Source organism: Streptomyces sp. TRM49041 (assembly GCF_008271805.1).
Lineage (GTDB): Bacteria > Actinomycetota > Actinomycetes > Streptomycetales > Streptomycetaceae > Streptomyces.
On the sequence record NZ_VSRY01000165.1, the window covers coordinates 105,505 to 130,054 of the forward strand.

A 24,550-nucleotide genomic window follows, 5' to 3' on the forward strand; every position below is an offset into this window, starting at 1 on the left:
CCCGGCCGCCGCGCCCCGATTGGTTTCCCTGTGAACAAGTTGGGACTGAACAGTGACATTCCGGGGCGCTCCGCAGGGCTCACGGTGTGATTGTCTAGCGCGGTGCGCGCGGGTTCAGCGCGCGGGGGTGCAGGCCACGGCGGTGCCGGGCTGTGCGAGGGGAGAGTACATCGTGAAGGGGCAGCCGATATGGGGAGCGCCGGCCGGCGCGGCGTCGCGGGGACGGCGCCGGCGGGGCGCCGGTCCGCTGGCCGTCGTTGCCGGAACGTTGCTGCTGCTGGTCACCGCGTGCGGAGGCGGGGGTACCGCGGACAACGGCAAGGGTGGCGCGGCGCCGGGTAAGCAGGACTCGCAGCAGGTGGAGAACGCCGCGTCGCAGGCGGTCGTCACCATCACGCCCAAGGACGCCGCCGTCGACGTCGCGACCAGCGGCGCGCTGAAGGTCACGGCGGAGAACGGCAAGCTGACCACGGTCACGGTCACCGACTCCAAGGGCATGCCGGTCGAGGGCACCATGTCGGCGGACGCCACCGGCTGGCAGCCGGTCAGGCACCTGGCTGCGGCCACCAAGTACAAGGTGCACGCCGTCGCCGAGGACGAGGCGGGGCGCGAGTCCGCGAAGGACACGACCTTCACCACGCTGGAGCCGAAGAACACCTTCATCGGCCACTACACACCCGAGGACGGCCAGACCGTCGGTGTCGGTATGCCGGTGTCGATCAACTTCACTCGCGGCATCACCAACCCGGAGGCCGTGGAGGCCGGTGTCAAGGTGACCGCCGTGCCTTCCGTGCCGGTCGAGAGCCACTGGTTCGGCAACGACCGTCTGGACTTCCGCCCGGAGAAGTACTGGGCGCCCGGCACCAAGGTGACCGTGGAGCTCAACCTGGACGGCGTCGAGGGCCGCCCCGGCGTGTACGGCAAGCAGGCCAAGTCGTTCAGCTTCACCATCGGCCGCAGCCAGGTCTCCACGGTCGACGCGAGCGCCAAGACCATGACGGTCGTCCGGGACGGCAAGACCGTCAAGACGATCCCGATCACCGCGGGCGCCCCGGCCACCACCACGTACAACGGGCAGATGGTCATCAGCGAGAAGTACAAGGTGACCCGGATGAACGGCGCGACCGTCGGCTTCGGCGGCGAGTACGACATCAAGGACGTGCCGCACGCGATGCGCCTGTCCACCTCGGGCACCTTCGTCCACGGCAACTACTGGGCCTCGCCGGGTACGTTCGGCTCGGCCAACGTCAGCCACGGCTGTGTCGGCCTCCGCGATGTGCGCGGCGCCGGCGACGGGTCCATGCCCGCCGCGTGGTTCTTCGACAACTCGCTCATCGGTGACGTGGTGATCGTGAAGAACTCCAAGGACAAGCAGATCGCCCCGGACAACGGCCTGAACGGCTGGAACATGTCCTGGTCGGAGTGGATCAAGTAGTCGTACGGCGACTTCCGGGCGGAGGGGCCGGTGCTGTGAGGAACAGCACCGGCCCCTCCGCCATTAACGGCGGTTAACCTGCCTCGTATGACAGTGACTCTCGAAGTTTCCGCGGGCGTCGGCACCGTCCGCCTGGACCGCCCGCCGATGAACGCGCTGGACATCGCCACGCAGGACCGGATCAAGGAGCTCGCCGAGGAGGCCGCGGGCCGCGACGACGTCCGCGCCGTGGTCGTCTACGGCGGCGAGAAGGTGTTCGCGGCCGGTGCGGACATCAAGGAGATGCGGGCCATGGACCACGCGGCCATGGTGCTGCGCGGGAAGGCGCTCCAGGACTCCTTCACGGCCGTCGCCCGGATCCCCAAGCCCGTCGTCGCCGCCGTCACCGGGTACGCGCTGGGCGGCGGCTGCGAGCTGGCCCTCTGCGCCGACTTCCGGATCGCCGCCGACAACGCGAAGCTGGGCCAGCCCGAGATCCTGCTCGGCCTCATCCCGGGCGCGGGCGGCACCCAGCGGCTGGCCCGGCTCGTCGGCCCGTCCAGGGCCAAGGACCTCATCTTCACCGGACGCCACGTCAGGGCCGACGAGGCGCTGGCCATCGGGCTCGTCGACCGGGTCGTCCCGGCGGCCGAGGTGTACGAGCAGGCCCACGCCTGGGCCGCGAAGCTCGCCCAGGGCCCGGCGCTGGCGCTGCGTGCCGCCAAGGAGTCGGTCGACGCCGGTCTGGAGACGGACATCGACACGGGCCTGGCCGTCGAACGCAACTGGTTCGCGGGCCTGTTCGCCACCGAGGACCGGGAGCGCGGCATGCGCAGCTTCGTCGAGGAGGGCCCAGGCAAGGCCAAGTTCCTCTGAGGCGAACGGTTCGTTGAAAATTCAGCCGTGCGGGTGGTTTAAGGTCATATCGAACTACTCTTGGCTCACCCCGCACCGGCCCTCTCCGTGATCATGCAGAAGCCCTGTGTCACCGCAGGTCAGGGTGGATGTTCCGGGCTTCTGTTGCCGCCGTCATATGCCAACAACGGTGTGCGGGGCCGTCGGTTCCGCGGGGTCGATTCCCGCGGAACCGCCCCGCGGGCCCCACGGGGCGGCCATGATGGTGGGCATGGCGGGGCTGGAAGGTGTGGAGCAACCGTGGCAGCGGGGCGGTGCGACGGCCGCGCGGTGGGTGCCGTCCGCGGACGACGAGCAGGCACTCAAGGCGCTCGAACTGCACGGTGACCCGACCGTGGAAGAGGTGCGGCTGCCGTCCCGCCCCGAGTCCGCCGCGACCGCCCGCCGGCTCGCCCAGTGCGTCGCGCTCCGTCACTGGGTGCTCGCCCCGGAGCCGGCCGAGAACGTGATCCTGCTCGTCTCGGAACTCGTCGGCAACGCCGTACGGCACACCGGGGCACGGATGTTCGGTCTGCGGATGTACCGCCGCCGGGGCGGCCGAATCCGCGTCGAGGTCCGCGACCCTTCACGCGGCCTGCCCTGCCTTATGCCGGTCCAGGAACTCGACACCAGCGGCCGCGGCCTCTTCCTCGTCGACAAGCTCTCCGACCGGTGGGGCGTGGATCTGCTGCCGCGCGGCAAGAACACCTGGTTCGAGATGCGCGTCACCGACCGCTGAACGCGCCGACGGCCGGACGCGCAGAAGCCCCCGGTCCGTCGTCGTGCGGCGCCCCGGGGGCCTCTGATGGAGCGCCACGGACGGAAGGGGTGTGTCCGGCGGCGCTGTCGACGACCTGGCCCGGGTCGAGGGGGTCGTGCGGCCGACTATGGCAGACGGGGGGCCTGGCCAACAAAAGAAGGTACATAACGGGTCAATCTTCATGATCTGCTTGATGTCGCCCTTAAATGGTCGCGTGACCGTGCACCTGAGCAAGCGATCCATCAGCCTCGTCGCGGCCGCCCTGCTGGTCGCCCTCGCCGGCTGCGGCACCACCGACGACCGTGCCGCGCCGAAGGCGGCCGCGCCGCCCGCCGTACCGAAGCGGGTCGCCCCCGCGGGGCCGGCCGGGCTCCCGGGCATGCCGCCCGTACTCGACCCCAAGGACATCTACGCGGCCGACCGCCCCGGCAAGCTCTCCCCGGTGGTCAAGGACTTCCCGTCGCGCGTCTACGTCCCCAACACCCTCTCCGACACCGTCTCGGTCATCGACCCGAAGACGTACAAGGTCGTCGAGACCATCCCGGTCGGCAAACACCCGCAGCACGTCGTCCCGTCCTGGGACCTCAAAACCCTCTGGGTCAACAACAACCAGGGCCACACCCTCACCCCCATCGACCCGGCGACCGGGGTGCGGGGGAAGGACGTCGAGGTCCACGACCCGTACAACCTGTACTTCACGCCCAACGGCGAGTACGCGGTCGTCATGGCCTCTCTCGACCGGGAGCTCGTCTTCCGCGACCCGCACACCATGGAGCGCCGCCACACCGAACCGGTCTCCTGCTACGGCGTCAACCACGCCGACTTCTCCGCCGACGGCAGGTACTTCATCGTCTCCTGCGAGTTCTCCGGCGAGCTGCTGAAGGTCGACACGGAGAAGATGAAGGTCGTCGGCCAGCAGAAGCTGCCCTTCCACGGGGCCATGCCGCAGGACGTGAAGCTCTCGCCCGACGGCAAGACCTTCTACATCGCCGACATGATGGCGCACGGCATGTGGGTCCTGGACGGCGAGAAGTTCACCACGCCCACGCTCCTGCCCACCGGCAAGGGCTGCCACGGCCTGTACATCTCCCGAGACTCCAAGGAGATGTACGTCCCGAACCGCGGCGAGGGCTCCATCTCCGTCTTCGACTTCGCCAAGGACAAGCTGACGAAGAAGTGGTGGCTCCCGGACGGTGGCTCACCCGACATGGGCGGCGTCTCCGCCGACGGCAAGGTCCTGTGGCTGTCCGGGCGTTACGACTCCGAGGTGTACGCCATCGACACGACGACCGGTGCACAGCTGGCCCGGATCCCGGTCGGCGGCGGCCCCCACGGCCTGGCCGTCTACCCCCAGCCGGGCCGCTACTCACTGGGGCACACCGGCGTCTTCCGCTGACCCCCGGCCGGCCACCAGCAGGGCCTCGGAGCAGACCGGGCGGAAGCCGGCCGCCTGGAACGCACGGACGCTGCGGGCGTTGCCCGGTGGCTGCTGCGCCCAGACCACCGTGCCGGGGACCAGGTGGCGGGCCGCCCGGGCGAGCAGCGGGCCCAGGCCACGGCCGCGGGCCTCCTCGTCCACCTCGATCGCGGCCTCCCAGCGGCCCGCCACCGCGCGGCCCAGGATCACCACACCGCCGTCGGCCGCCCACACCCGTATGTCGTCGCGGTACTCACGGGCCCGCACCACCCGCGGGTGGTCGGGGTCGTCGATCTCGCGCAGCGCGACCGGCGGCTCCCCCGGCAGCCTGCCCGCGACGGTGAGCATGTCGATCGTGTCCATCCGCCGCCCCGTACGGGCCATCAGCGCCGTCAGGAAGCCGGGGCTCATCGCCGCGGCCAGCGGGTCGGCCGCCGTGGCGGCCAGTTCCGCCCTGATCCACTCCTCGTCCTCGTCCACGAAGACGACGGAGTGCGCCGTGAAGGCCAGCACCCCCGCGTCGCGCGGGCCCGGCTGCGGCACGATCGTCGTGGAGCCGTCCGGCGGTGGGAAGTCGCCGCGCGCCGCCGCCGACAGAATGCGTGCCACCGCTTCACTCATGAGCCCATCGTCGCGCACGGGGCCCGCGAGTACCCTGCCGCCCCTGCCGTTACGCTTGCCGCCGAAGTGCACAGATCATGAAGGGGTGGAGCGATGGCGGACATCGAGTCTGCGCGCAAGGCTTTCGACCGGTTCGACGTGAACGGTGACGGGTTCATCACGGCCGCCGAGTACAAGGGCGTCATGGCCGAGCTGGGCGATTTCAACGTCACCGAGCCCGTGGCCCAGGCCGTCATCAACGCCCAGGACGGCAATGGCGACGGTCTGCTGAGCTGGGACGAGTTCTGGGCCCACCTGAACAGGGCCTGAGCCGCGCCACCGGCCGAGCGGCGCCACCCGGTCCACCGGGTGGCGCCCCGGTCGTCGAGCACCTGTTCCCCCGTTCTCCCGGCAGCGGAGCGGGGCCCGTACCCACACGCTCGCCGCCTTGTCCAACCCGGGTTCGCCGATGGCCGCTTTGCGCTATGAATGAACAAGGGGCCGCGCGGGTGGGGGCCCTCGGGCGATCGGAGGCGTGGTGGCGGCAGCGGCGACGGAGACGGACCGGCTGGTCGAGTACTTCTTCTGCGATCCCCAGACCGCGCTCGGACGCTACGGCACCCCCGCCGGGCGGAATGTCACGGAGTGCGGCCATGAACTGATCACCGGAGCGCTGCACCGCTACGACCTGGTCGACGGGAGCCAGTTCCCGGTCACGCTCCAGCTCTACCAGGGCCTCTCCAATGTCGCCGGCCACCTGTGGGAGCAGGAGGTCCGTGTGCTGCTGCGCGCGGCGGCGCTGCGCCACCCCGCGCTCCCGGAGATCGTCACCGGCGGTTACCGCGACGCCGAGGCGACCCTGTCGAAGGGCTTCGACGTCAGCGGCTTCGCTTATGTGGTCACCAAGGGCGCCGTCCACAGCCTCGCGGACGGTGGACTCCTGGACGACCTGCGGACCCAGCGCGCGGTCGCCGTACGGCAGTTCTTCTTCCTCGCGGACGCCCTGTCCGTGCTGCACGGTCAGAAGATCGTGCACCGCAACCTCTGGCCCGGCAGCATCGACGTCCACCAGGACACCTCCATGCCGGTCGGGCCCGAGCGGCTGCAACTGCGGTTGTCCCGCTTCGAGATGAGCGCGCTGATCGGCAACCTGCTGCGTGCCACCGAGATGGACACCGAGCACGCCGTCGAGCAGGTCACCCGGCTGCTGCTGGGGCAGGGCACCGAGGCGCTGGCCTACTGCGCGCCCGAGCGGCTCGCGTATCTCTTCCCCGAACAGGGCAACGAACCCGCCGACCACGCCAGCTCCGACGTCTTCAGCCTGGGCGCCACCGTCGCCGAGTGGTTCCTGCCCGAGAAGCCCGGCCCCGCGGCCCCGTCCGGGCCCGGACGGGAGAACCTGCTCGACTGGGCGCGGAGCCGGCACACGGCGTTACGCGATGCCCTCGCCGACCGGTCGGACCTGCCGGGGCCCTTGCGGTCGCTCCTCACCGCCATGCTCGCCCCCCATCACCGCGGGCGGCCCACCAGCCAGGACGTGGTGGACCGCATCAGCCGCAACTACGAGGAGATATCCGGCTACTGGACCGAGGCCGCCGACGTCCAGCTGCCCTACCTGGTGGCCTTCCTCCCCACCGAATCCCGGCACACCCTGTACCAGTGGGGCTGGCTGACCCACGACCCGGAGACCGAGGAGGGGCACCGGGAGCTGGCCGAACTCATCGAGCAGGACCTGCGCGGCGCACGCCTCGTCCACGCCCAGCACGGGGCCGTGCCCTACATCGCGCCGGGCGACAAGGCGACCAAGAGGGATGCCCAACTGCTGCTCCTCGGGAGCCGCGCGGCCTGGTTCTGCCAGCGGTACCGGCCCTTCAGCGCGCTGGGCACCGCCCTGGGCCCGCCCCGTGACGACACCCTGGTCATCAAGTACACGGTGGCGCTGGACAGTTCCGCCGGCCGGTCCATCCAGTACGACATCGACCGGACCCGGTTCCACCGCACCATCCCGTCGGTCGACGCCGTCGCGTACAACATCCATCCCGCGGAGTTCGCGAAGGCCCAGGCCGGCCGCCCCAAGTGGACCCCGCTGATCGACGCCATCGCGCGGGCGGTGGTCGACTCGCCCACCGACCTGGTCTACGAGCAGGCCTTCGACTGGCTGCTGAGCTACCAGGAAGTGGAACTCCAGGCACGCGAGTACGCCTACGCGATCGACAAGGACGACAACAACGGAGGGCGCTATCTGACGCTCCGCCTGGACGCGGCACGCGACGACTCCCGCATACACCGCAGCACCATGCTGACCCACTACTGCGACGACCCGGTCCTCCGGCCGCCCCTCGGTGACTTCTTCGCCTCCTTCGCCTCCGAGGAAGGTGGCCACATCGAGGTCCTGGCCGACCGCAACGGCGCCCCGCGCTACCAGCGCAGGCGGCAGGTCCTCGTCAGCCTGGACGACCAGCTGGGCGAGGAGGCGATCCGGGTCCGGCTGCACTCCGACAGCGACCGGCCCCCGGACCGGGGCTGGATCCGCCCCGCGGGCGACGTGGGGAGCGTGGTCGCCTTCCGCCGCCAGGTGCACGCGCGCTGGAAACTGCTGGGCAACAAGGTCCTCCTCCAGCAGCTCCAGCACCCGACGACGATCAGAGGCCTCCCGGAACGCTGGAAGGACGCGGGCGCCGGTCTCGTGGGTGGCGAGGTGGTCACCGACATGCTCGTGTCGCAGCCGTTCTTCGCCCTCCAGGGACCACCCGGCACGGGGAAGACGGAGATGACCGCACGGGCCGTCGTCGCCTACCTCCGGCAGGAGACCGCCGCCCGGGTCATGGTCTCCGCCCAGTCCAACTGGGCCCTGGACAACCTCGCCGCCCGGATCCTGGAGCGGCTCGCGGCGGTGGACGAGGAGGAGACGGAAGCCGGTGAGGCACCGCCGGAGAGCCGCCCGCTCGACGCCCTCACCGTGGGAGACGTCATCGCGCTGAGGGTCACCACGAACTCCTCCGCCGACCGCGTCGACGACCGGCTGCGCCCCTTCCGCCCGGCGGAACTCGCGGTGGCGCGCTCCGAGGCCCTCCAGAGATTCGCCGCCACGGCGCGGGACGAGCCCGGCCGACACGGCAAGGAGCTTGAGCTGCTCAGGGATTGGGAGGCCGTGGCCAAGGGGGCCGTGCCCGAGCTCACCGACCGTATCCGCAGATCCGCCAACCTGGTCTTCGCGACCTGCTCGTCGGCCGACCCCGAGCACATGTCGATCACCGGCAACGACGAGCCGTTCGACTGGGTGCTGATCGAGGAGGCCGCCAAGGCGTGGCCGACCGAGATCGCCATCCCGCTCTCCCAGGGCCTGCGCTGGTCCCTCATCGGCGACCACCACCAGCTCCCCGCCCACCGCAGGCAGGATGTCGAACGCTTCCTGCACGACTCCGCCGACCACCCCGACCCCGCACTGGCCCTGCACGGCGCCCGGGGCGCCGAGTATCTGCGCGTCTTCGACATGTTCGGGAGCCTCTTCGACCAGCCGGCCACCGACGCCCACGAGGGCGACGGCTACCTGTCCAGGCCCGTCCGCACGCTCAGTACACAGTTCCGGATGAACCGGCCGATCGGTGACCTCATCAGCCGGGTGTTCTACCCCGACCCCGAGGACCCCGGCGGCGAGGGCCTGATCCGCACCGGCAAGCCCGACGAGCCGCACGGCTACAGCGCACCGGAGTGGCTGGGCGACACGTCCTTGGTGTGGCTGGACACCCACGCGCTCCCCGAGTGCGAGGACGAGCCCGCCTGGAAGAACCGCGGCGAGGTCGAGGTCGTCGCCGAGCTGGTGTCCCGGCTCTCTCCACGCCCGCGGCCGCGCCGCGAGGGCATCGGCCACGACGCCCTGGCCGTGCTCACCCCGTACCGGCAGCAGACCGAGCTGCTGCGCGCCCGCAGCGACCTCGCTCCCTTCGTCCACACGGTCCACGCCTACCAGGGGCGGGAGGCGGAGGCCGTCATCGTCTCCCTGGTCCGGGACCGGAACCGGAGCGAGGCCAGGGACAAGCCGTGGAAGAACCTGGGCCATCTGGTCCAGCCCGACCTTGTCAACGTGATGTGCTCACGCGCCCGACGACTGCTGATCATGGTCGGCGACTTCGAGCACTTCGCCGGCAGTGGGGTGGAGTTCTGGGCGCGGGTCTGCGAGACCTTCCAGTACCAGGACCAGGTCCTGGTGCTGCCCGCGGGACGGGTGTTCGGTGGCTGACCGGCACCACACGGCAGGAGCGGCAGGAGCGGGGGGAGCGGCAGGAATGGCAGGACCGGCCGGAGCGGTGGGGGCGGCCGGAGCGGTGGGGACGGGGGAGGAACAGCGATGGGAAATCTGACGGTCAGCGTGCCCTGCCTGGTGGTGCCGGTCCGGGTCACGCTCGGATACGGCCGGTTCGTCTCCCCGATCGAGCAGATCGTCCTGAAGAAGCTCACTCTCCACGAGGCCGAAGGCCAGGGTGAGCCCGCCGACTACGGGGCCGACGAGCTGGCCCGCGGCCTCGGCCTCGGCCAGCGCCTCACGCTCGACATCATCTCCGACCTGTGGCACAAGAACTACATCACACTGGATCTCGCCCGGGGCGTGGTACGCGCCGCCGACCACGTCCGGCGCCGTGCGGCGCAGGGGACGCTGCACGAACTGGCGGGAGCCGAGGTGCACAGCGCCGAGTACTCCCTCATGGTCGACTCGCTCACCGGCACCCTCATGCCGGTCAACGGCTACCTCCGCCCGCAGGAGGGCCACCACGTCGTCCCCGTGCTGGACCAGTGGGCCGCCGACGAGAACTTCACCCAGGCCGAGCTGGCCGACGCCCTGCACGAGTACCTGCGGCAGGAGCGGCGCCAGGAGCGCCGGTCGGCCACACACGCCCGGGCACAACGGGTGCTCACCGCCCAGCTGGTGCCGGCGGCCCTGCGGCCGCCGCCGCAGCACCGCTACCTGCCACTGAACGTCATCGTCGGGTGGGACAACGACGCGGAGAAGATCCGGCTCTCCTCGGACGACGCCACCTTTCCCACCGAGAGCCGGCTGCGCGCACTCGGCAGGATCACCGAACTCCTCGAACTCCGGCCGACCAGCACCTTCACCACCCAGGTCCGGCGCGCCGCGAACAGCCAGTTCGTCGAGTCGCCCTCGCTGGAGACGGCCCTGGACCGACTGGAACAGGCCGCCGCCGGGGCGGCGGCCTCGGACCCGGGCACCCACCACACCCGGCACAACGAACTCGCCCGGCAGGGCCGCCAGGTGACGGATCTGCTTCGGCTGCGCGTCGCCTCCGAGGTCGGCACCCGTGTCCTGGTCGACGGGGACGAGCACCGGGAGGCCCTTGTCGACCTGATCCAGAGCGCCTCCAGACAGCTCGTGCTGGCCTGCCCCGCCATCGGTTACGAACCCTTGTACGCGATCTCCGAGCAGCTCCGGCAGGCGCTGATGAGAGGCGTACAGGTGGTGCTGCTGTGGGGAGAGAAGCACGGCGACGAACTCCCGGAGAAGGTACGGAACCTCCTCAACGCCCTGCGGCGGGCGGGCCGCGGCAAGCTCGTGTGGACCTACCGCCCCAGCCGCACCCACGCCTGTCTGGCGGTCAGCGACGACCGCGCCGCCCTCGTCACGAGCCACCGCTTCCTGAGTCCGCCACCCCCGCGGCACGGCAGGGAGGGCCGCGACCGGCAGAACCGGGCCCGGCAGATCGGGGTACGGATCGACGCCCCGACCCCCGGGCCGTGCGACCCCGTGGAAGGGCTGCTGCGCTGGGCCAGGACCGCGGTACCGGACTACTCGGTCGGCCAGAAGGTCCGCACCCGGCACAGCGACTTCTCCGAAGCCGCCGCCGCGGAGGCCCCCGAGGCCGCGGAGGGAGCGGAGGGAGCGGAGGGAGCCGACGAGCGGTCCACCGCCTGGAACCCCCGGCTCCCCGAGCTCCCCGCGGAACCCGCCGAGACCACCGACGGCACACCGCCGTCCGAGGCCGTGGTCGTGGTGTGGGGCCAGGCGTGGGTCGAGTACGCGGCCGCCCTGCGCAGGGAGTTGGAGGCCCGTACGCTGCCCTGGGCCGCCGTGCAGGTGGACGGGGCACACCGCGAGACCCTGTGGCAGGCGCTGCGCCACAGCCGGTTCCGCCTGCTGCTGTCGGGTGCCCGCGTCGGCCCGGACGCCTTCGACTCCCGCGCCTCCCAGGCCGTGGACAAGCTGCTGCGGGCGGGCGTGCAGGTGACCATCGCCCACGGTCGGCCGACCAGGTCGACCGGGGTCGCCGAGGGTCCACGCCGGCTGCTGGCGGCGCTGAAGGCGGACTTCGGCGGGCACGGCCTCAAGGTCGTGCAGCAGGCGACGAACGCCCGCGTCATGGTCAGCGACGACGAGGGGCTGGTCGGCAGCTTCGACCTGCTCGACCTCGGCAGCCAGGCACCGGGTGTGTCCCGCCGCCCCAGCGAGATCGGACTCAGGGTGATCGACCAGCGCACGGCGGGCCAGCTGGCCGCCGCCGTGCACGGAGCCCTGGACCACGACGCCCCCGAGCCGGCGGAGTCCACCGGGCCGACCGTCGTCGCCGGCCCCGAGGGCACCGTGCCGGACGCGGTCGGACGGGCCCAGCGACTGGTCAACGCCGTCGCGGAGGAGGCCCCTTCCGGCGATCCGGCCGCCGTGGCACGAGTCGTCCGCGACTGTGTCGAGGAGGTCATGGACCAGGGACCGGACGCCGTGTGGGCGCTCCTCGACACCCTCGGGCAGCACGAGGCGTACCGCCCGGTGCTGCGCCCGGCGGCCGCGTACGCGACCGGGAAGATGACGGGCGGCAGTACAGAGATCCGCACCTGGCGCCGCTGGCTGATGCGGGACTGCTGGGAGCGCGGAATGTTCGTCGAGGCCATGGTGCTGCGCGCCGCCGTCCCCGGGGAGCACACCCGGCCACGCCTGCCGCTGGCGCTGGCCGCCGCCGCTCGCGGTGACGCGCTCTTCGACGACGCGATGCTGGAGGCGGCCGTGACCGCCGAGGAGGCCCTGCTGCAGTCCAGGCCGTGGGCGGACGCCGAGGCCGCCGCCCTGGTGTCGCTGTGCGTGGCCGAGATCCTGACCTCCGACCGGGCAGAGGCCGCGGCGGAGGCGCTGGAGCTGCTGGAGCAGTACCTCGCCGACCCGTGGCGGGCCCTCTGCCGACTCGGCCGGAGCCACTGGGACGCACGGACGCTCGGCCCGGTACCCGTCGCCGAACTGCGGGCCCAGGCCGACGGCGCCCGGCACCGGGCCGAACTCGCCCGCGCCTGGGAGGAGCTGGCCCGGCTGCACGGCCGCGCCGCCCAGGTCACCTTCCGCTTCCAGTCCGGCATCCGCACCCACGCCCAGCTCTTCCGCCCCGACGGCGACTTCGGCCGCCTCAAGGAACCCCTCGAGACCCGGGACGCCCAGGCCCTGCGGCAGTGGCAGGCCGCGCACCCGGCCTCCGACGTCGACCGGATCCTGGACCGGGCCACCCGCTCGGTGGAGACCGCGCACGAACTCCCCCTGCTGATCAGCAACCAGCGGCTCAACTTCGTGGCCCGGCTCACCGAGATCGCCGAATGCGCCGCGGAACTCGTCGCGCTCCTGGACGCGGACAGCCCGGCCGGCACCCGCAGACTCGCCGAGTACGTACCGGTGGCGCGCGAACTGGCCTCGCTGCTGCCCCAGGCCGTCGCCGCGGCCGACGGCCTGGGTGGCCCGGAGCCCGTGCTCGCCCGGGCCATGCTCGACCGGCTGACCGACATCGCCGTCTGGGGAGGCTCCGCATGACCGCACCGCAGGACGAGACCGGGACCTCCACCGTTCCGCGCGACCTCGCGACCCGCTGGGCCGAGCGCTGGCGCTACCCGAAGCTGCTGGCCCTGCTGAACGGTGCGGACGGCGGGACGCCGGTCGGCCCCGACAAGATGGCCGAGGCGATCGCCGACGGGCTGGCCCACCCCGTGGAGAACCCCGAGCACGCCGTACGGGCGCTGATCGAGCGGGGCGAGTTCGCGGCGGCCCGGCAGGTACCGGGCCGCACCGGCACGGAAGCAGTCGTGGAGGCCGCCGTCGCCGAGGCGAAGGCCCGGCTGGGCCGGCGCCTCGACCGGCTGACGCGGCGCGCTGTCCGCGCGGGCCTGGCCGACCAGCCCCCGCAGGGCCTGGAATCACTGGCGGAGATCCGGTGGGCCGATGCCGAGAAGGCCCTGGACAGCTGGCAGGGAGACCTCAAGAAGGCCGAGAGCCGCCGGGTGGCCGCACTGGAGGACCGGCTCGCCGCCGCCTTGGAGGAGGACAGCTGGTCCTCGGCGGGAGCGGACGCACTCGGCGCGGCCCGCGCCGACTGGGAGCAGGCCGTCCGGAACTGTCTGCGCCAGGGAGAACTGGTCGCCGCCGAAAGACTGCTGGACGCGGGGCCGTCCCCGGACGCCGTCGGAGGTCCGCTCACCGTCCCCCAGCTGCGGATCTGGCCCTGGGCGGATGTGCCGCTGCACGAGGCGCTGGCGTGGTACGGCGGCTCGGTGAGCACCCGCCCGGAGTTCGGCAGCCAGTGGCGGCCGCGCGACCGGTCGGGCATCGAGCTGATCGACGCGCTCACCGAGCTGCACCGGAACATGTGCGTCGAGAACGTACGGAACTTCGCCAACGCCCTCGACACCCACCTCGGCGCCGACGCCGCGCGGCACCAGGTGGAGGAGTGCGGCAGCGGCTTCGTCACCTGGCTCTCCGGAGTCGCCGACTACCAGCGCATCCCCCAGCTCGCCCTGCCCCGCAAGCTCCGTCTGTATGTGGGCCCGGACGACTGGGTGCCGGAGACGCTCGACGAGGACACGCCCGGAGCCTGGCTGGTGCTCAGGACGCAGGCCACGGCGGCCCAACGGAACGGCAGCCCGCCCGGAGTGGCGGTGCTCGACGCGCGTACGGTGCTCCAGCTCGCCGCTCCCGACCGGCACGGCCGGGCCACCCCGCGAGGTCACCGCACCGTCAACGTCCTGCGCGCCATGGGCCGGGGCCTGCGCGTCGTGGATGTCGCCGGCCGGCAACGGCTGCCGGACGACCGCTCCGGACCCGCGGCACATCCGCACGAGGAGCACGAGGACCTCGCCTGGTGGCTGGACCTCCTCGGCGTCCGGTACACCGACGCGGTCGTGGACATGCTCCTGTACGACACCGACGGCCACCCGGTGGCACTGCGCGCCGCCCTGGTGGGCCTCCTCCCGGACACCGGCCGGCCCTACGAGCTGACGGCGGAGGCCCTTGAGGAGTGGCGCGCCGACCCGGACGCCCAGGCAGCCTTCCACGACGCGGTGGTGGAGCGGTCGTTCCTCGGTTCCGACCGCGAGGCGGCCGCCGCCCTGCGCTCGGTGCTGCTGCTCGTGCGTGGTGAGCCGGACCTGACGCTGTCGGCGGAGGACATCGCGGCGGTGGTCGGCTCGTACGCGTCCGGTGCGGGGAGTCCGCCGATGGAGCTGGGCGCCGCCCTGTCCCGGGTGGCCGCCGCCGGTTTCCTGCGCCATGAGCCGGGCGACGGCCGCTATCGCTGGAACGGCCCCGGTCTGGCCGCCCTCCTCGTCGGCCCGGAACCGCGACGCGTCGAGGCCCGGCTCGACGAGGACGTGCGGGAGCTGTACGGCCGCAGGGACCGCAGCGAGGAGAGCGCGGTGCTCGGCCTGCTGGAGGTACGTGAGTCGTACCAGCACACCATGGTCAACCGGCTGGCCGGAGCGGCGGCCACCATCCAGCGGATGCTGGAGCGCGAGGATCTTTCGGAGCCGCGGCGCGTCGAGCTGGAGGGCGCGCTGCGGGCCGTGGAGGAGGGCCAGCTGGCGGAGGCACGGGCCCGCGACCCCAAGCGGCTGTACGACGACCTCAACACCAAGCAGCGGCTGGACCTGCGGGCCGAGCTGGAGAGCCACTGCCTGGGGCTGCTGACCGCGGCGCCCGCCGGCGTCGACGTCGCCTTCGTCCCGCACACCGACCAGGAGGTGCTCGTCTGGGCCAGCCATCAGCTCCTGAAGATGGCGATGGGGAATCTGCTCGACAACGCACTGCGGGAGGTCGGCCCCGAGGGCACGGTCCGGGTGACTCTCGGTCTGCCGGCCCGGGGGCGCGGGGGCGCCGGTGGTCCCGTCGCCCGTATCGACGTCGAGGACAGCGGGCCGGGAGTGCCCGAGATCTGGCTGCCGTTCCTCAACGGCCGGGTGAGCGGCCCGCCGCCGGCCGTGCCGAAGGGCAGCGGCCGGGGCGTCGCCTTCGCACGGAACTTCATCGTCGACCACAACGGCACGCTGACGTTCCTGGCGCGCTCAGCGGACCTGGGGGGAGCTCATGTACGGATCGAGCTGCCGGTGACCGAGACCGCACCGCAGCGCTGAGAGGTCATTCCGGGCCCGAGCCCAGCATGCGGTCGACGACCTCCCGGACATGGAGGTTGTCGAACGACCCGTCGGCCCTGTCCGCCTTGGTGACGATGTCCGAGAGTCCGAAGCGTTCGGTGAGATTCCGGAGGTTCTGCCGCACGTTTCCGCTGGGGAAGTACGCGGTGATCAGTATCCGCGGTATGCCGCGCTTCTGAAGGTCCCGCAGTACGTGGTAGCCGTGATGGTCGGTGTTGCGCGGGGTCAGATGGCGGTCCACCAGCGCGCCGTGGAACCGCGGCGGATCGCCGGCCATGAGCCGGTGATATCCGTCGAGGTCGCTCACCACGGTGGTGTCGCAGTCGCCGAACAACGTCTCCAGCTCCCGGCACATGTGCTGGTCGTCCTCCACGATCAGCAGCCGCCGTCTGCGCACGGCCCGTGGAGCCGGGTGCAGCGCGTCCGCCGCCTTCACCGCCGGGTCGCCGCCGAACCGGTCCGCGAACGTGTTCCAGCCGTCCACCTCCACCCCCCGCCGGAACAGCTCCGACACCCGGGCCATCAGGTCACGCCGTGCCTTGAGCGCCTCGTTCCAGTGCCTGGCCTCGACCAGGGGGTGAATCTCCAGCGGGTCCCCGCGCCACATCGCCAGCAGACGGGCCACCTCGCCGGCGTCCACCGGGTCCCCCAACGACGCCACCTGACCGGGGAATTCGAGCACATCCAGACCGAGCATGCCCTTCGGCAGCCGGTAGCCGCCCGAGGCCGACCTGGGGAGCGCGACACCGTGCTCCTTCAGGGCCGCGTTCAGCTTGCCGATGTGCGTGTGCACGGCGCCGGCGGCCCCGCCGTTCGGCAGCATCCCCTTGAGGTTCTCGGCGGACACGAACTGGCCCCGCACGAACAACAGCCGTAAGAGGATGGCCGCCGCCACCCCGCCGAGGGATGTCCGTCCCCCGGTGCGGCTCTCCACGATCAGTTCGCCGAGTGCGGCGACATACGGCCTGTCCTGTTCCGGAACTCCGACCCTCATGGCCTCATGCTAGCCCTGGAGAAACACATCTCAACCTGAACTGAATGCAACTCAGGGGAGCTGTGACAGCGCTGAGTTCAGCTTGAGAACGCTGCTCGTGGAGCGCCTGAGAAAACGTCGGTTTCCTGGGGGCACGGGCAGCAGGCCCGACGGCCCCGACGGGCCGGACCCCACCTCTCCCAGGAGTGAAACCGCCATGTCCTCAGCGTTCTGGAAGACCTGTGCCGCCGCCGGCACCGGCTCCCTCACGGCCCACATCGCCGGCCTCACCCCGCTGCAGAGCGTCGCCACCGGCGCCGCAGTCCTCGTCGCCGTCGTCCTGCTCAAGCTGCTCGTCCTGGAGTGGTTCTCCCGCAAGAGCGACGGCGTGCGCGGCGATGTGCTCAAGTTCGCCTGCATGCTCTTCCTGGGCCAGCAGCCCGCCCCCGCCGAGAGCACGGAGAACCCCGGGACGCCCGAGAACCCCGGGGCTGCCGGGAACCCCGGGGCCCCCGGGACCTCCGGGGTCCTTGAGACCTTCGGGACCGCCGGGACCTCCGGGGTCCTTGAGACCTTCGGGACCGCCGGGACCTCCGGGGTCCTTGAGACCCGGGAGGAGCCCGACACCCCCGAGGGCCTCAGCACTCGATGATGTTCACCGCGAGGCCGCCGCGCGCCGTCTCCTTGTACTTCACGGACATGTCGGCGCCGGTGTCCTTCATGGTCTTGATGACCTTGTCCAGGGACACCTTGTGGCTGCCGTCGCCACGCATCGCCATCCGCGCCGCCGTGACGGCCTTCACGGCGGCCATGCCGTTGCGCTCGATGCACGGAATCTGGACGAGTCCCCCGACCGGGTCGCAGGTCAGGCCGAGGTTGTGCTCCATGCCGATCTCGGCGGCGTTCTCCACCTGCTCGGGGGAGCCTCCCAGCACCTCGGCGAGCGCGCCCGCCGCCATCGAACAGGCCGAGCCGACCTCGCCCTGGCAGCCGACCTCGGCGCCGGAGATCGACGCGTTCTCCTTGAACAGCATGCCGACCGCGCCCGCCGCGAGCAGGAAGCGGACCACACCGTCCTCGTCGGCGCCGGGCACGAAGTTCACGTAGTAGTGCAGCACCGCCGGGATGATGCCGGCCGCGCCGTTCGTCGGGGCGGTCACGACCCGGCCGCCCGCCGCGTTCTCCTCGTTCACCGCCATCGCGTACAGCGTGATCCACTCCATGGAGAGCGCCAGCGGGTCGCCCTCGGAGCGCAGCTTGCGCGCGGTGTTCGCGGCACGGCGGCGGACCTTGAGACCACCCGGCAGTATGCCCTCACGGGACATACCGCGCGCCACGCACTCCCGCATGACCCGCCAGATCTCCAGCAGCCCCTCGCGGATCTCGTCCTCGGTGCGCCACGCCTTCTCGTTCTCCAGCATCAGCGCGGAGATCGACAGGCCGGTCTCGCGGGTGAGGCGGAGCAGCTCGTCACCGGTGCGGAAGGGGTACTTCAGGACGGTGTCGTCGAGCACGATCCGGTCCGCGCCGACGGCGTCCTCGTCGACGACGAACCCGCCGCCGACCGAGTAGTACGTCTTCTCCAGCAGCGTCGCGCCGTCGGCGCCGTACGCCCACAGGGTCATGCCGTTGGCGTGGTACGGCAGGGCCTTGCGGCGGTGCAGCACCAGGTCCTCGTCGAAGTCGAAGCCGATCTCGTGCACACCGAGGAGGTTGATGCGCTTGTCGGTCCTGATCCGCTCGACCTGCTCGTCGGCGGTCTCCACGTCGACGGTACGGGGTGAGTTGCCCTCCAGACCGAGGAGGACCGCCTTGGGCGTGCCGTGGCCGTGGCCGGTCGCGCCGAGCGAGCCGTACAGCTCGGACCGGATCGAGACGGTGTGGGCGAGAAGGCCCTCGTTCTTCAGACGGCGCGCGAACATCCGGGCCGCCCGCATGGGGCCGACCGTGTGGGAGCTGGACGGGCCGATGCCGATCGAGAACAGGTCGAAGACCGAGATGGCCACGGGTGACTCCTTGGGGCTGGTAGACGCCGCTGTCTGCCGGGGTGGTGCGGGAGGGTGGGGCGCGTGGGGCGTGGGGCTGGGTGTGGGGTGCGGGGTGGGGTGCGGGGTGGGGCATGGAACGGGGCACCGCACTCACCGAAGCCAGTGTGCGCGGTGCCCCGCAATTCGGTCTGTAACCTACGTAACTCTTACAGGCCGGGGTAAAGCGGGTGCTTGTCGGCGAGCGCCGTGACCCGGGCCTTCAGCGCGTCCGCGTCGTACGACGGCTTGAGCGCCTCGGCGATGATGTCGGCGACCTCGGCGAAGTCGTCCTTCTGGAAGCCGCGCGTGGCCAGTGCCGGGGTGCCGATCCGCAGGCCCGAGGTGACCATCGGGGGCCGCGGGTCGTTCGGGATGGCGTTCCGGTTGACGGTGATGCCGATCTCGTGGAGCCGGTCCTCGGCCTGCTGGCCGTCGAGCTCGCTGTTGCGCAGGTCGACCAGGACGAGGTGCACATCCGTGCCGCCGGAGAGGACGGAGACGCCCACCTCGGTGACATCGGGCCGCACCAGGCGCTCGGCGATGAGCTTCGCGCCCTCCAGGGTGCGCCGCTGGCGCTCCTTGAAGTCCTCGCTCGCCGCGACCTTGAAGGAGACCGCCTTCGCCGCGATGACATGCTCCAGCGGGCCGCCCTGCTGACCCGGGAAGACCGCCGAGTTGATCTTCTTGGCGAGCTCCTGGGTCGACAGGATGACGCCACCGCGCGGGCCGCCCAGGGTCTTGTGCGTGGTCGTGGTGACCACATGGGCGTGCGGGACCGGGTTCGGGTGGAGCCCGGCCGCGACCAGGCCCGCGAAGTGGGCCATGTCGACCATCAGGTACGCGCCGACCTCGTCCGCGATCCGGCGGAACGCCGCGAAGTCCAGCTGGCGCGGGTAGGCGGACCAGCCGGCCACGATCAGCTTCGGCTTGGACTCCTTGGCGAGGCGCTCGACCTCGGCCATGTCCACGGTGCCGCTGTCGTCGACGTGGTAGGCGACGACGTTGTACAGCTTGCCGGAGAAGTTGATCTTCATCCCGTGGGTCAGGTGCCCGCCGTGCGCGAGGTTCAGACCCATGATCGTGTCGCCCGGCTTGAGCAGGGCGAACATCGCCGCGGCGTTGGCCTGGGCGCCGGAGTGCGGCTGCACGTTGGCGTGCTCGGCACCGAACAGCGCCTTGACGCGGTCGATGGCGATCTGCTCGACCACGTCGACGTGCTCGCAGCCGCCGTAGTAGCGGCGGCCGGGGTAGCCCTCGGCGTACTTGTTGGTGAGGACTGAACCCTGGGCCTCCATGACCGCGACCGGAGCGAAGTTCTCCGAGGCGATCATTTCCAGGGTGTTCTGCTGACGGCGGAGCTCGGCGTCGACGGCGGCGGCGACGTCCGGGTCCAGCTCGTGGAGAGGGGTGTTCAGAAGCGACATCACGCGGTCCCTAGGGGTCTGGGTGTCGGGCTGGTCAGCCGGCGAACTCGGTGTACTCGTCGGCGGAGAGCAGGTCCTTCGGCTCCTCCGCGACGCGCACCTTGAAGAGCCAGCCGCCCTCGAACGGAGCGGTGTTCACCAGCGACGGGTCGTCCACGACCTCCTGGTTCGCCTCGACGATCTCACCGGAGACCGGCGAGTACAGGTCGCTGACGGACTTGGTGGACTCCAGCTCACCACAGGTCTCGCCCGCGGTGACCGTGGCGCCGACCTCGGGGAGCTGGACGTACACGACGTCGCCCAGGGCGTTCGCCGCGTGCTCCGTGATACCGACCGTCGCGACGCCGTCCTCGGCGGGCGACAGCCACTCGTGCTCCTTGCTGTAGCGCAGCTGCTGGGGGTTGCTCATGACCTGGATTCTCCTGTACGCGGGGGAGTGGTGGTGAACGGGGAGGGGGTGCGCGGGATCACGTCCGGCGCCGCGGGCGTCGCGAGCGTGCCGCCCGGAGGCGTGCTCTCTCGCGAGCGTGTCACTTCTGGCGCTTGTAGAACGGCAGCGCCACGACCTCGTACGGCTCGTGGGTGCCGCGGATGTCGACGCCGACGCCGGAGGTGCCGGGCGCGGCGTGCGCCGCGTCCACGTACGCCATGGCGATCGGCTTGCCCAGCGTCGGCGACGGGGCGCCCGAGGTGACCTCGCCGATCACCCGGCCGTCCGCCACCACGGCCATCCCGGCGCGCGGCACCCGGCGGCCCTCGGCGACCAGGCCGACCAGCTTGCGCGGCGGCGCGGTCTCGGCCCGCTCGGCGGCGGCCTCCAGGGCGGCCCGGCCCACGAAGTCGCCGGCCTTCTCGAACTTCACGACCCGGCCGAGGCCCGCGTCGAACGGGGTCAGGGCGGTGGTCAGCTCGTGCCCGTACAGCGGCATGCCCGCCTCCAGGCGGAGCGTGTCGCGGCAGGACAGGCCGCACGGGATCAGGCCGACGCCCTGGCCTGCCTCCGTCAGCGCCCGCCACAGCGGCTCGGCGTGCCGCGGCTCGACGAACAGTTCGAAGCCGTCCTCGCCGGTGTACCCCGTCCGGGCGATCAGCGCCGGCACACCCGCGACCGTGCCCGGGAGTCCCGCGTAGTACTTCAGACCGTCCAGGTCCGCGTCGGTCAGGGACTTCAGGATGCCGGGGGACTCGGGGCCCTGGACGGCGATCAGCGCATACGCGTCGCGGTCGTCGCGCACCTCGGCGTCGAAGCCCGCCGCCCGCTCGGTCAGCGCGTCCAGCACGACCTGGGCGTTGGAGGCGTTGGCCACGACCATGTAGTGAGAGGACCCGGCCTCCCGCTCCTGGAGCCGGTACACGATCAGGTCGTCCAGGATGCCGCCGTCCTCGCGGCAGATCATCGTGTAGCGGGCGCGGCCCACGCCGACACCGCCGATGTTGCCGACGAGCGCGTGGTCCAGCAGGTCCGCCGCCTGCGGGCCGGTGACCGTGATCTCACCCATGTGGGAGAGGTCGAACAGACCCGCCCTGGTGCGTACGGCCTGGTGCTCGTCGCGCTCGCTGGCGTACCGCAGCGGCATGTCCCAGCCGGCGAAGTCGGTCATGGTCGCGCCCAGCGAACGATGCAGCGCATCGAGGGCCGTATGGCGGGGGGAAGTACTCATGAAGGGGCTCCCAGGTCCGGGGCATGGTGACGAGGACGGTCCTCCCCATCTGTCATCGGAACCTGAGAGGTTCGCCGTGACCCCTTACGGGCCCGCGGCTTGCACCTTGGGTGGAGCCGCCACGCCGAGGTGCGGCGACGGCTCGCTTTTCAGATCTGCCTCATCCGTGCGGTACGGGGCCTGAGAGATTCAAGGGAGGAACTTGCTCCTTCGGCGCCCGGACCAGAGCTGGCCCGGAACTCTCCCGCGCGGATTCGATCGGCCGGTATGCGGTTGTCGGCGCGCACATCATCGCACGAGGGTGCGGATCGGCAAACCCTCGGCTGTCGGCAAATCGCTTGTGCCCTATTACCGTTTCTTTACACTTCTTGGGCAGGCTGTCGGGGGAGCCGACTGGGAGGGGCCATGACGATGCAGCGGTCCGGCGCATACGCCACGACCGCGGGGGTGCCGGCGCCACCGGCACTGCCCGCCCGCACCACCGCCGCCCCGGTCCTGCGGGACCTGCGCGACCGCGGCGGGCACGTCCCCCGTGAGCTGGCCTTCGCCGCGGGAGACGTGGTCGTCGTCTCCGGCCTGCCCGGCAGCGGCAAGTCCACGCTCATCAGCCGCACCGCACCCGGCCGCGCCGTCGACTCCCAGGACACCAGGGACCGCTGGGATCACCGCCTGCCACGGCTCCTCCCGTACGCCGTCTACCGGCCGCTCGTACGGATCGCCCACTACGCCGGGCTGTGGCGGGAGCTCCGCTCCGGGCGCAGCGTCGTCGTCCACGACTGCGGCACCCAGTCCTGGGTGCGCCGCTGGCTCGCCCGCGAGGCCCGCCGCCGGGGCAGCGCCCTGCATCTGCTGCTGCTCGACGTGAAGCCCGGCACTGCCCGTGACGGCCAGCGGGAGCGGGGGCGCGGTGTGTCCGCCTACGCCTTCGCCCGGCACCGCAGAGCCGTCGGGCGCCTCGTCCGGGACGCCGAGCGGAGCGTACTGCCGGGCGGCTGCGCCTCGGCCGTGCTCCTCGACCGCGCGGCGGCCACGGCGCTGGTCAGGATCACCTTCGGCGACCACACCGGCCCCCACCCGCGCTAGGGTGCTGCGGCACGCACCGGAAGGACACAGGAAAGCCCGTGGAAGCAGCCGACACAGCCGCCGCAGCCTCAGTCGACACCGCATGGCCGGCCAACGAGCTGGAAGAGGTCCTCTCCGCCTCCCTCGGCCAGAGCGCCGCCGGAGCCCGGATCGTCGAGGTCCTCGGCCGCGGCCAGGTCTGGGTGCCGCTGCCGAAGGGCGGCGGCCCCGACAGCGCGGGCCCCGGCGGCCCCGGCCTGGACCTGCCCACGCTCGAGCTCGACGGCCGGCCGTACGTCCCGGTGTTCAGCTCCGAGACCCAGTTCCGCGCCTGCGTCGGCGACCATATGGCGTACACGGTCGCGCCCGCCGTGGAGTTCGCCCGCGGCCTGCCCCCGCAGCTCGGCATCGCCCTGAACCCCGGCGGCACCATAGGCGCCCCGCTCCCGCCGCCCGCCGTCGCCGAGCTGTGCCGCACCGGCCGGCGTCCCGCGAACGACGGTTCCCCCCAGGCCGGGGACCCAGCGGGAGGGGCCGCGTCCGGCGCCCGCGTCCGGCTGTACGAGCCCGACTGGCAGGACGACCCCGTCGACTTCCTGGCCGCGGCAGGCGCCGAGTTCGATGCGGCCGGCCTCGTCCTCACCGCCCGCCGCGCGCTGGCCAGCATCGAGGGTGAGCCGCCCACCCTGTTCATCGGCGTCCAGCTGTCCTCCTGGGAGGGCGCGGACCGCATCGTCCCCATGGACGCCCTCGGGCGCGCCCTCGGCCGCGTCGCCGTGCCCTGGCCGGTGAACCTGGTCCTCCTCGACGTCGCCCACGACCTCGTCGGCGACTGGATGCTGGAAAAGGTCGTCCCCTTCTACCGGCGCGAGCACAGCTCCTGACCGGAAGCCCCCTTAAGCTGGACCGGAAGTCTGTTGAATCGAGGGGCGGGATCCGGGTGAGCGCGTCAGGCACTGCGGCGGGCAATGGGGCGTCCCCTGCTCAAGCGGAGTCGAGAGCTTGGGGAGAGGTCGAGCACATGCTGCGGCAGATCACGCCCGGCCGCTACGACGCGTACGAGGCGCTGCTGCACGCCCTCGCCGACGGCCAGGTGTGGATGCTCCTCTGGCACGGCCAGGCCGGCTCCCCGGACGCCCAGTACGGCAACATGGAGATCGACGGCCTCGGCTACGCCCCGTGCGTCACCTCTGCCCAGGAGCTGGCCGCCTCCGGCTGGAACCGCTCTCACGAGCTCGTCGCCGTCCGTGACGTGGCCCGCGCCCTCTACCCCGACCGCTGGGGCATCTGGCTCAACCCGCACGCCCCCGGCGGCGGCGTCGGCATCCCCTGGGCCGACCTGCGCCGTATCGCCACCGGCCTGGACCGCATGCCCGCGGGGCCGCTCAGGCTCACCGAGCCCGCTATCGAGCTGCCGCAGTTCTACGCCCTGCTCACCCAGAACGCCCACCGCACCCCGGCCGTCCGCTCGCTCCGCCGCGCCTGGGTGCAGCCCTCGCTCGGCACGCCGTACCTGGCCATCGGCCTCGACCTGTACGACACGGGCCAGGCGTCCGTGGACTCGGTCCGCGCGATGATGCAGCAGTCCGTCGCCGCCGTCCCGGACGGGCTGCCCGTGTCCACCGTGGCCATGTCCGACGCGTACGACCCGGTCGCGATGTGGCTCCTCGCCAACGCGCGGCCGTTCTACGACCGGGAGGCCCACCTCGCCCCTCCCGCACCCGGCGCGGGCGGCTACGGCTACCCGCAGCAGCGCTGAGCTGCCGTTCAGTAGCGGACCCGAACTCCCCTGTGTGTCCGTGGCGTTAACTCGGACAGTGCGCTTGTCCTGGATGAACCCGGTTTGGCGAGTGTCCGGGTCTCGACTAGGTATCACCGCTATCCGGACTGTTCTCCGGGGTGTCACCCGTCGGT

At 71.7% G+C, this 24,550-nt stretch carries 18 protein-coding genes and 1 riboswitch; of the genes, 12 read left to right on the top strand and 6 right to left on the bottom strand.

Annotated elements, in window-relative coordinates:
• Nucleotides 1-172: 172 nt before the first annotated feature.
• The 4 genes from FVS66_RS28470 (at nt 173) to FVS66_RS28485 (ending at nt 4,464) form a co-directional block, all read left to right on the top strand.
• Entirely contained in the window at nt 173-1,435 is a 1,263-nt protein-coding gene (locus tag FVS66_RS28470) for an Ig-like domain-containing protein (protein ID WP_149184096.1), read from the top strand.
• A gap of 87 nt (nt 1,436-1,522) precedes the next feature.
• Nucleotides 1,523-2,290, top strand: a complete 768-nt coding sequence (locus FVS66_RS28475) for an enoyl-CoA hydratase/isomerase family protein (RefSeq protein ID WP_149184097.1) — start codon at nt 1,523-1,525, stop codon at nt 2,288-2,290.
• A gap of 250 nt (nt 2,291-2,540) precedes the next feature.
• A complete protein-coding gene (locus tag FVS66_RS28480) occupies nt 2,541-3,047 on the top strand; it encodes an ATP-binding protein (RefSeq protein WP_149184098.1) in 507 nt (168 codons plus the stop codon).
• A 235-nt stretch (nt 3,048-3,282) separates the two neighbouring features.
• Entirely contained in the window at nt 3,283-4,464 is a 1,182-nt protein-coding gene (locus FVS66_RS28485) for a YncE family protein (RefSeq protein ID WP_399226481.1), read from the top strand.
• Here FVS66_RS28485 and FVS66_RS28490 read toward each other — a convergent pair.
• The gene (locus FVS66_RS28490) at nt 4,435-5,106 is read right to left on the bottom strand and encodes a GNAT family N-acetyltransferase (RefSeq protein ID WP_149184100.1); all 672 of its coding nucleotides are present in this window, start codon (nt 5,104-5,106) and stop codon (nt 4,435-4,437) included. The two genes, FVS66_RS28485 and FVS66_RS28490, sit on opposite strands and share 30 nt — an antisense overlap.
• Before the next feature lie 93 nt (nt 5,107-5,199).
• Here FVS66_RS28490 and FVS66_RS28495 point away from each other — a divergent pair, with 93 nt between their 5' ends.
• From FVS66_RS28495 to FVS66_RS28510, 4 genes are all read left to right on the top strand, one after another.
• Nucleotides 5,200-5,415 (top strand): EF-hand domain-containing protein, encoded by a 216-nt coding sequence (locus FVS66_RS28495; RefSeq protein WP_149184101.1) that lies wholly within the window; start codon nt 5,200-5,202, stop codon nt 5,413-5,415.
• Nucleotides 5,416-5,620: 205 nt separating this feature from the next.
• Nucleotides 5,621-9,325: an AAA domain-containing protein gene (locus FVS66_RS28500; protein ID WP_149184102.1), complete on the top strand. Its 3,705-nt coding sequence runs from the start codon at nt 5,621-5,623 to the stop codon at nt 9,323-9,325.
• Between the two features lie 108 nt (nt 9,326-9,433).
• The gene (locus tag FVS66_RS28505) at nt 9,434-12,880 is read left to right on the top strand and encodes a hypothetical protein (RefSeq protein ID WP_149184103.1); all 3,447 of its coding nucleotides are present in this window, start codon (nt 9,434-9,436) and stop codon (nt 12,878-12,880) included.
• Complete coding sequence (locus FVS66_RS28510; protein ID WP_149184104.1) at nt 12,877-15,468, top strand: sensor histidine kinase; 2,592 nt, start codon at nt 12,877-12,879, stop codon at nt 15,466-15,468. The genes FVS66_RS28505 and FVS66_RS28510 overlap by 4 nt, the downstream gene beginning before the upstream one ends.
• Nucleotides 15,469-15,472: 4 nt before the next feature.
• Here FVS66_RS28510 and FVS66_RS28515 read toward each other — a convergent pair whose 3' ends face one another.
• Nucleotides 15,473-16,483: a response regulator gene (locus FVS66_RS28515; RefSeq protein WP_149184105.1), complete on the bottom strand. Its 1,011-nt coding sequence runs from the start codon at nt 16,481-16,483 to the stop codon at nt 15,473-15,475.
• 196 nt (nt 16,484-16,679) lie between these two features.
• On the opposite strand from FVS66_RS28515, the gene FVS66_RS35265 reads away from it, so the two are divergent.
• Nucleotides 16,680-17,114, top strand: a complete 435-nt coding sequence (locus tag FVS66_RS35265) for a hypothetical protein (RefSeq protein WP_187645730.1) — start codon at nt 16,680-16,682, stop codon at nt 17,112-17,114.
• Here the strand turns inward: FVS66_RS35265 and FVS66_RS28525 are convergent.
• From FVS66_RS28525 to gcvT, 4 genes are all read right to left on the bottom strand, one after another.
• A complete protein-coding gene (locus FVS66_RS28525; protein ID WP_149184106.1) occupies nt 17,101-18,468 on the bottom strand; it encodes an L-serine ammonia-lyase in 1,368 nt (455 codons plus the stop codon). The genes FVS66_RS35265 and FVS66_RS28525 overlap by 14 nt on opposite strands.
• A gap of 188 nt (nt 18,469-18,656) precedes the next feature.
• On the bottom strand, nt 18,657-19,913 hold the full coding sequence (gene glyA, locus FVS66_RS28530) for a serine hydroxymethyltransferase (RefSeq protein ID WP_149184107.1): 1,257 nt from the start codon (nt 19,911-19,913) through the stop codon (nt 18,657-18,659).
• Between the two features lie 34 nt (nt 19,914-19,947).
• Nucleotides 19,948-20,322, bottom strand: a complete 375-nt coding sequence (gcvH, locus tag FVS66_RS28535) for a glycine cleavage system protein GcvH (protein WP_149184108.1) — start codon at nt 20,320-20,322, stop codon at nt 19,948-19,950.
• A 121-nt stretch (nt 20,323-20,443) separates the two neighbouring features.
• Nucleotides 20,444-21,574: a glycine cleavage system aminomethyltransferase GcvT gene (gcvT, locus tag FVS66_RS28540; RefSeq protein WP_149184109.1), complete on the bottom strand. Its 1,131-nt coding sequence runs from the start codon at nt 21,572-21,574 to the stop codon at nt 20,444-20,446.
• A gap of 159 nt (nt 21,575-21,733) precedes the next feature.
• Nucleotides 21,734-21,831, bottom strand: a riboswitch (glycine riboswitch).
• Nucleotides 21,832-21,979: 148 nt separating this feature from the next.
• Here gcvT and FVS66_RS28545 point away from each other — a divergent pair.
• Genes FVS66_RS28545 through FVS66_RS28555 form a run of 3 tightly spaced genes read left to right on the top strand, consistent with a single transcriptional unit; the run spans nt 21,980 to nt 24,395 of the window.
• A complete protein-coding gene (locus FVS66_RS28545) occupies nt 21,980-22,657 on the top strand; it encodes an AAA family ATPase (protein ID WP_149184110.1) in 678 nt (225 codons plus the stop codon).
• Nucleotides 22,658-22,695: 38 nt separating this feature from the next.
• Nucleotides 22,696-23,520 (top strand): enhanced serine sensitivity protein SseB, encoded by an 825-nt coding sequence (locus FVS66_RS28550; RefSeq protein ID WP_149184111.1) that lies wholly within the window; start codon nt 22,696-22,698, stop codon nt 23,518-23,520.
• 56 nt (nt 23,521-23,576) lie between these two features.
• Complete coding sequence (locus FVS66_RS28555) at nt 23,577-24,395, top strand: enhanced serine sensitivity protein SseB C-terminal domain-containing protein (protein WP_399226487.1); 819 nt, start codon at nt 23,577-23,579, stop codon at nt 24,393-24,395.
• Nucleotides 24,396-24,550 lie beyond the last annotated feature (155 nt).

Excerpts from the sequence above, each read along its gene's own strand:
- FVS66_RS28475 (WP_149184097.1), top strand. The coding sequence starts at position 1,523 with ATGACAGTGACTCTCGAAGTTTCCGCGGGCGTCGGCACCGTCCGCCTG.
- FVS66_RS28480 (WP_149184098.1), top strand. The coding sequence starts at position 2,541 with ATGGCGGGGCTGGAAGGTGTGGAGCAACCGTGGCAGCGGGGCGGTGCG.
- FVS66_RS28490 (WP_149184100.1), bottom strand. The coding sequence starts at position 5,106 with ATGAGTGAAGCGGTGGCACGCATTCTGTCGGCGGCGGCGCGCGGCGAC.
- FVS66_RS28495 (WP_149184101.1), top strand. The coding sequence starts at position 5,200 with ATGGCGGACATCGAGTCTGCGCGCAAGGCTTTCGACCGGTTCGACGTG.
- FVS66_RS28505 (WP_149184103.1), top strand. The coding sequence starts at position 9,434 with ATGGGAAATCTGACGGTCAGCGTGCCCTGCCTGGTGGTGCCGGTCCGG.
- FVS66_RS28510 (WP_149184104.1), top strand. The coding sequence starts at position 12,877 with ATGACCGCACCGCAGGACGAGACCGGGACCTCCACCGTTCCGCGCGAC.
- FVS66_RS28515 (WP_149184105.1), bottom strand. The coding sequence starts at position 16,483 with ATGAGGGTCGGAGTTCCGGAACAGGACAGGCCGTATGTCGCCGCACTC.
- FVS66_RS35265 (WP_187645730.1), top strand. The coding sequence starts at position 16,680 with ATGTCCTCAGCGTTCTGGAAGACCTGTGCCGCCGCCGGCACCGGCTCC.
- glyA (WP_149184107.1), bottom strand. The coding sequence starts at position 19,913 with ATGTCGCTTCTGAACACCCCTCTCCACGAGCTGGACCCGGACGTCGCC.
- gcvH (WP_149184108.1), bottom strand. The coding sequence starts at position 20,322 with ATGAGCAACCCCCAGCAGCTGCGCTACAGCAAGGAGCACGAGTGGCTG.
- gcvT (WP_149184109.1), bottom strand. The coding sequence starts at position 21,574 with ATGAGTACTTCCCCCCGCCATACGGCCCTCGATGCGCTGCATCGTTCG.
- FVS66_RS28545 (WP_149184110.1), top strand. The coding sequence starts at position 21,980 with ATGACGATGCAGCGGTCCGGCGCATACGCCACGACCGCGGGGGTGCCG.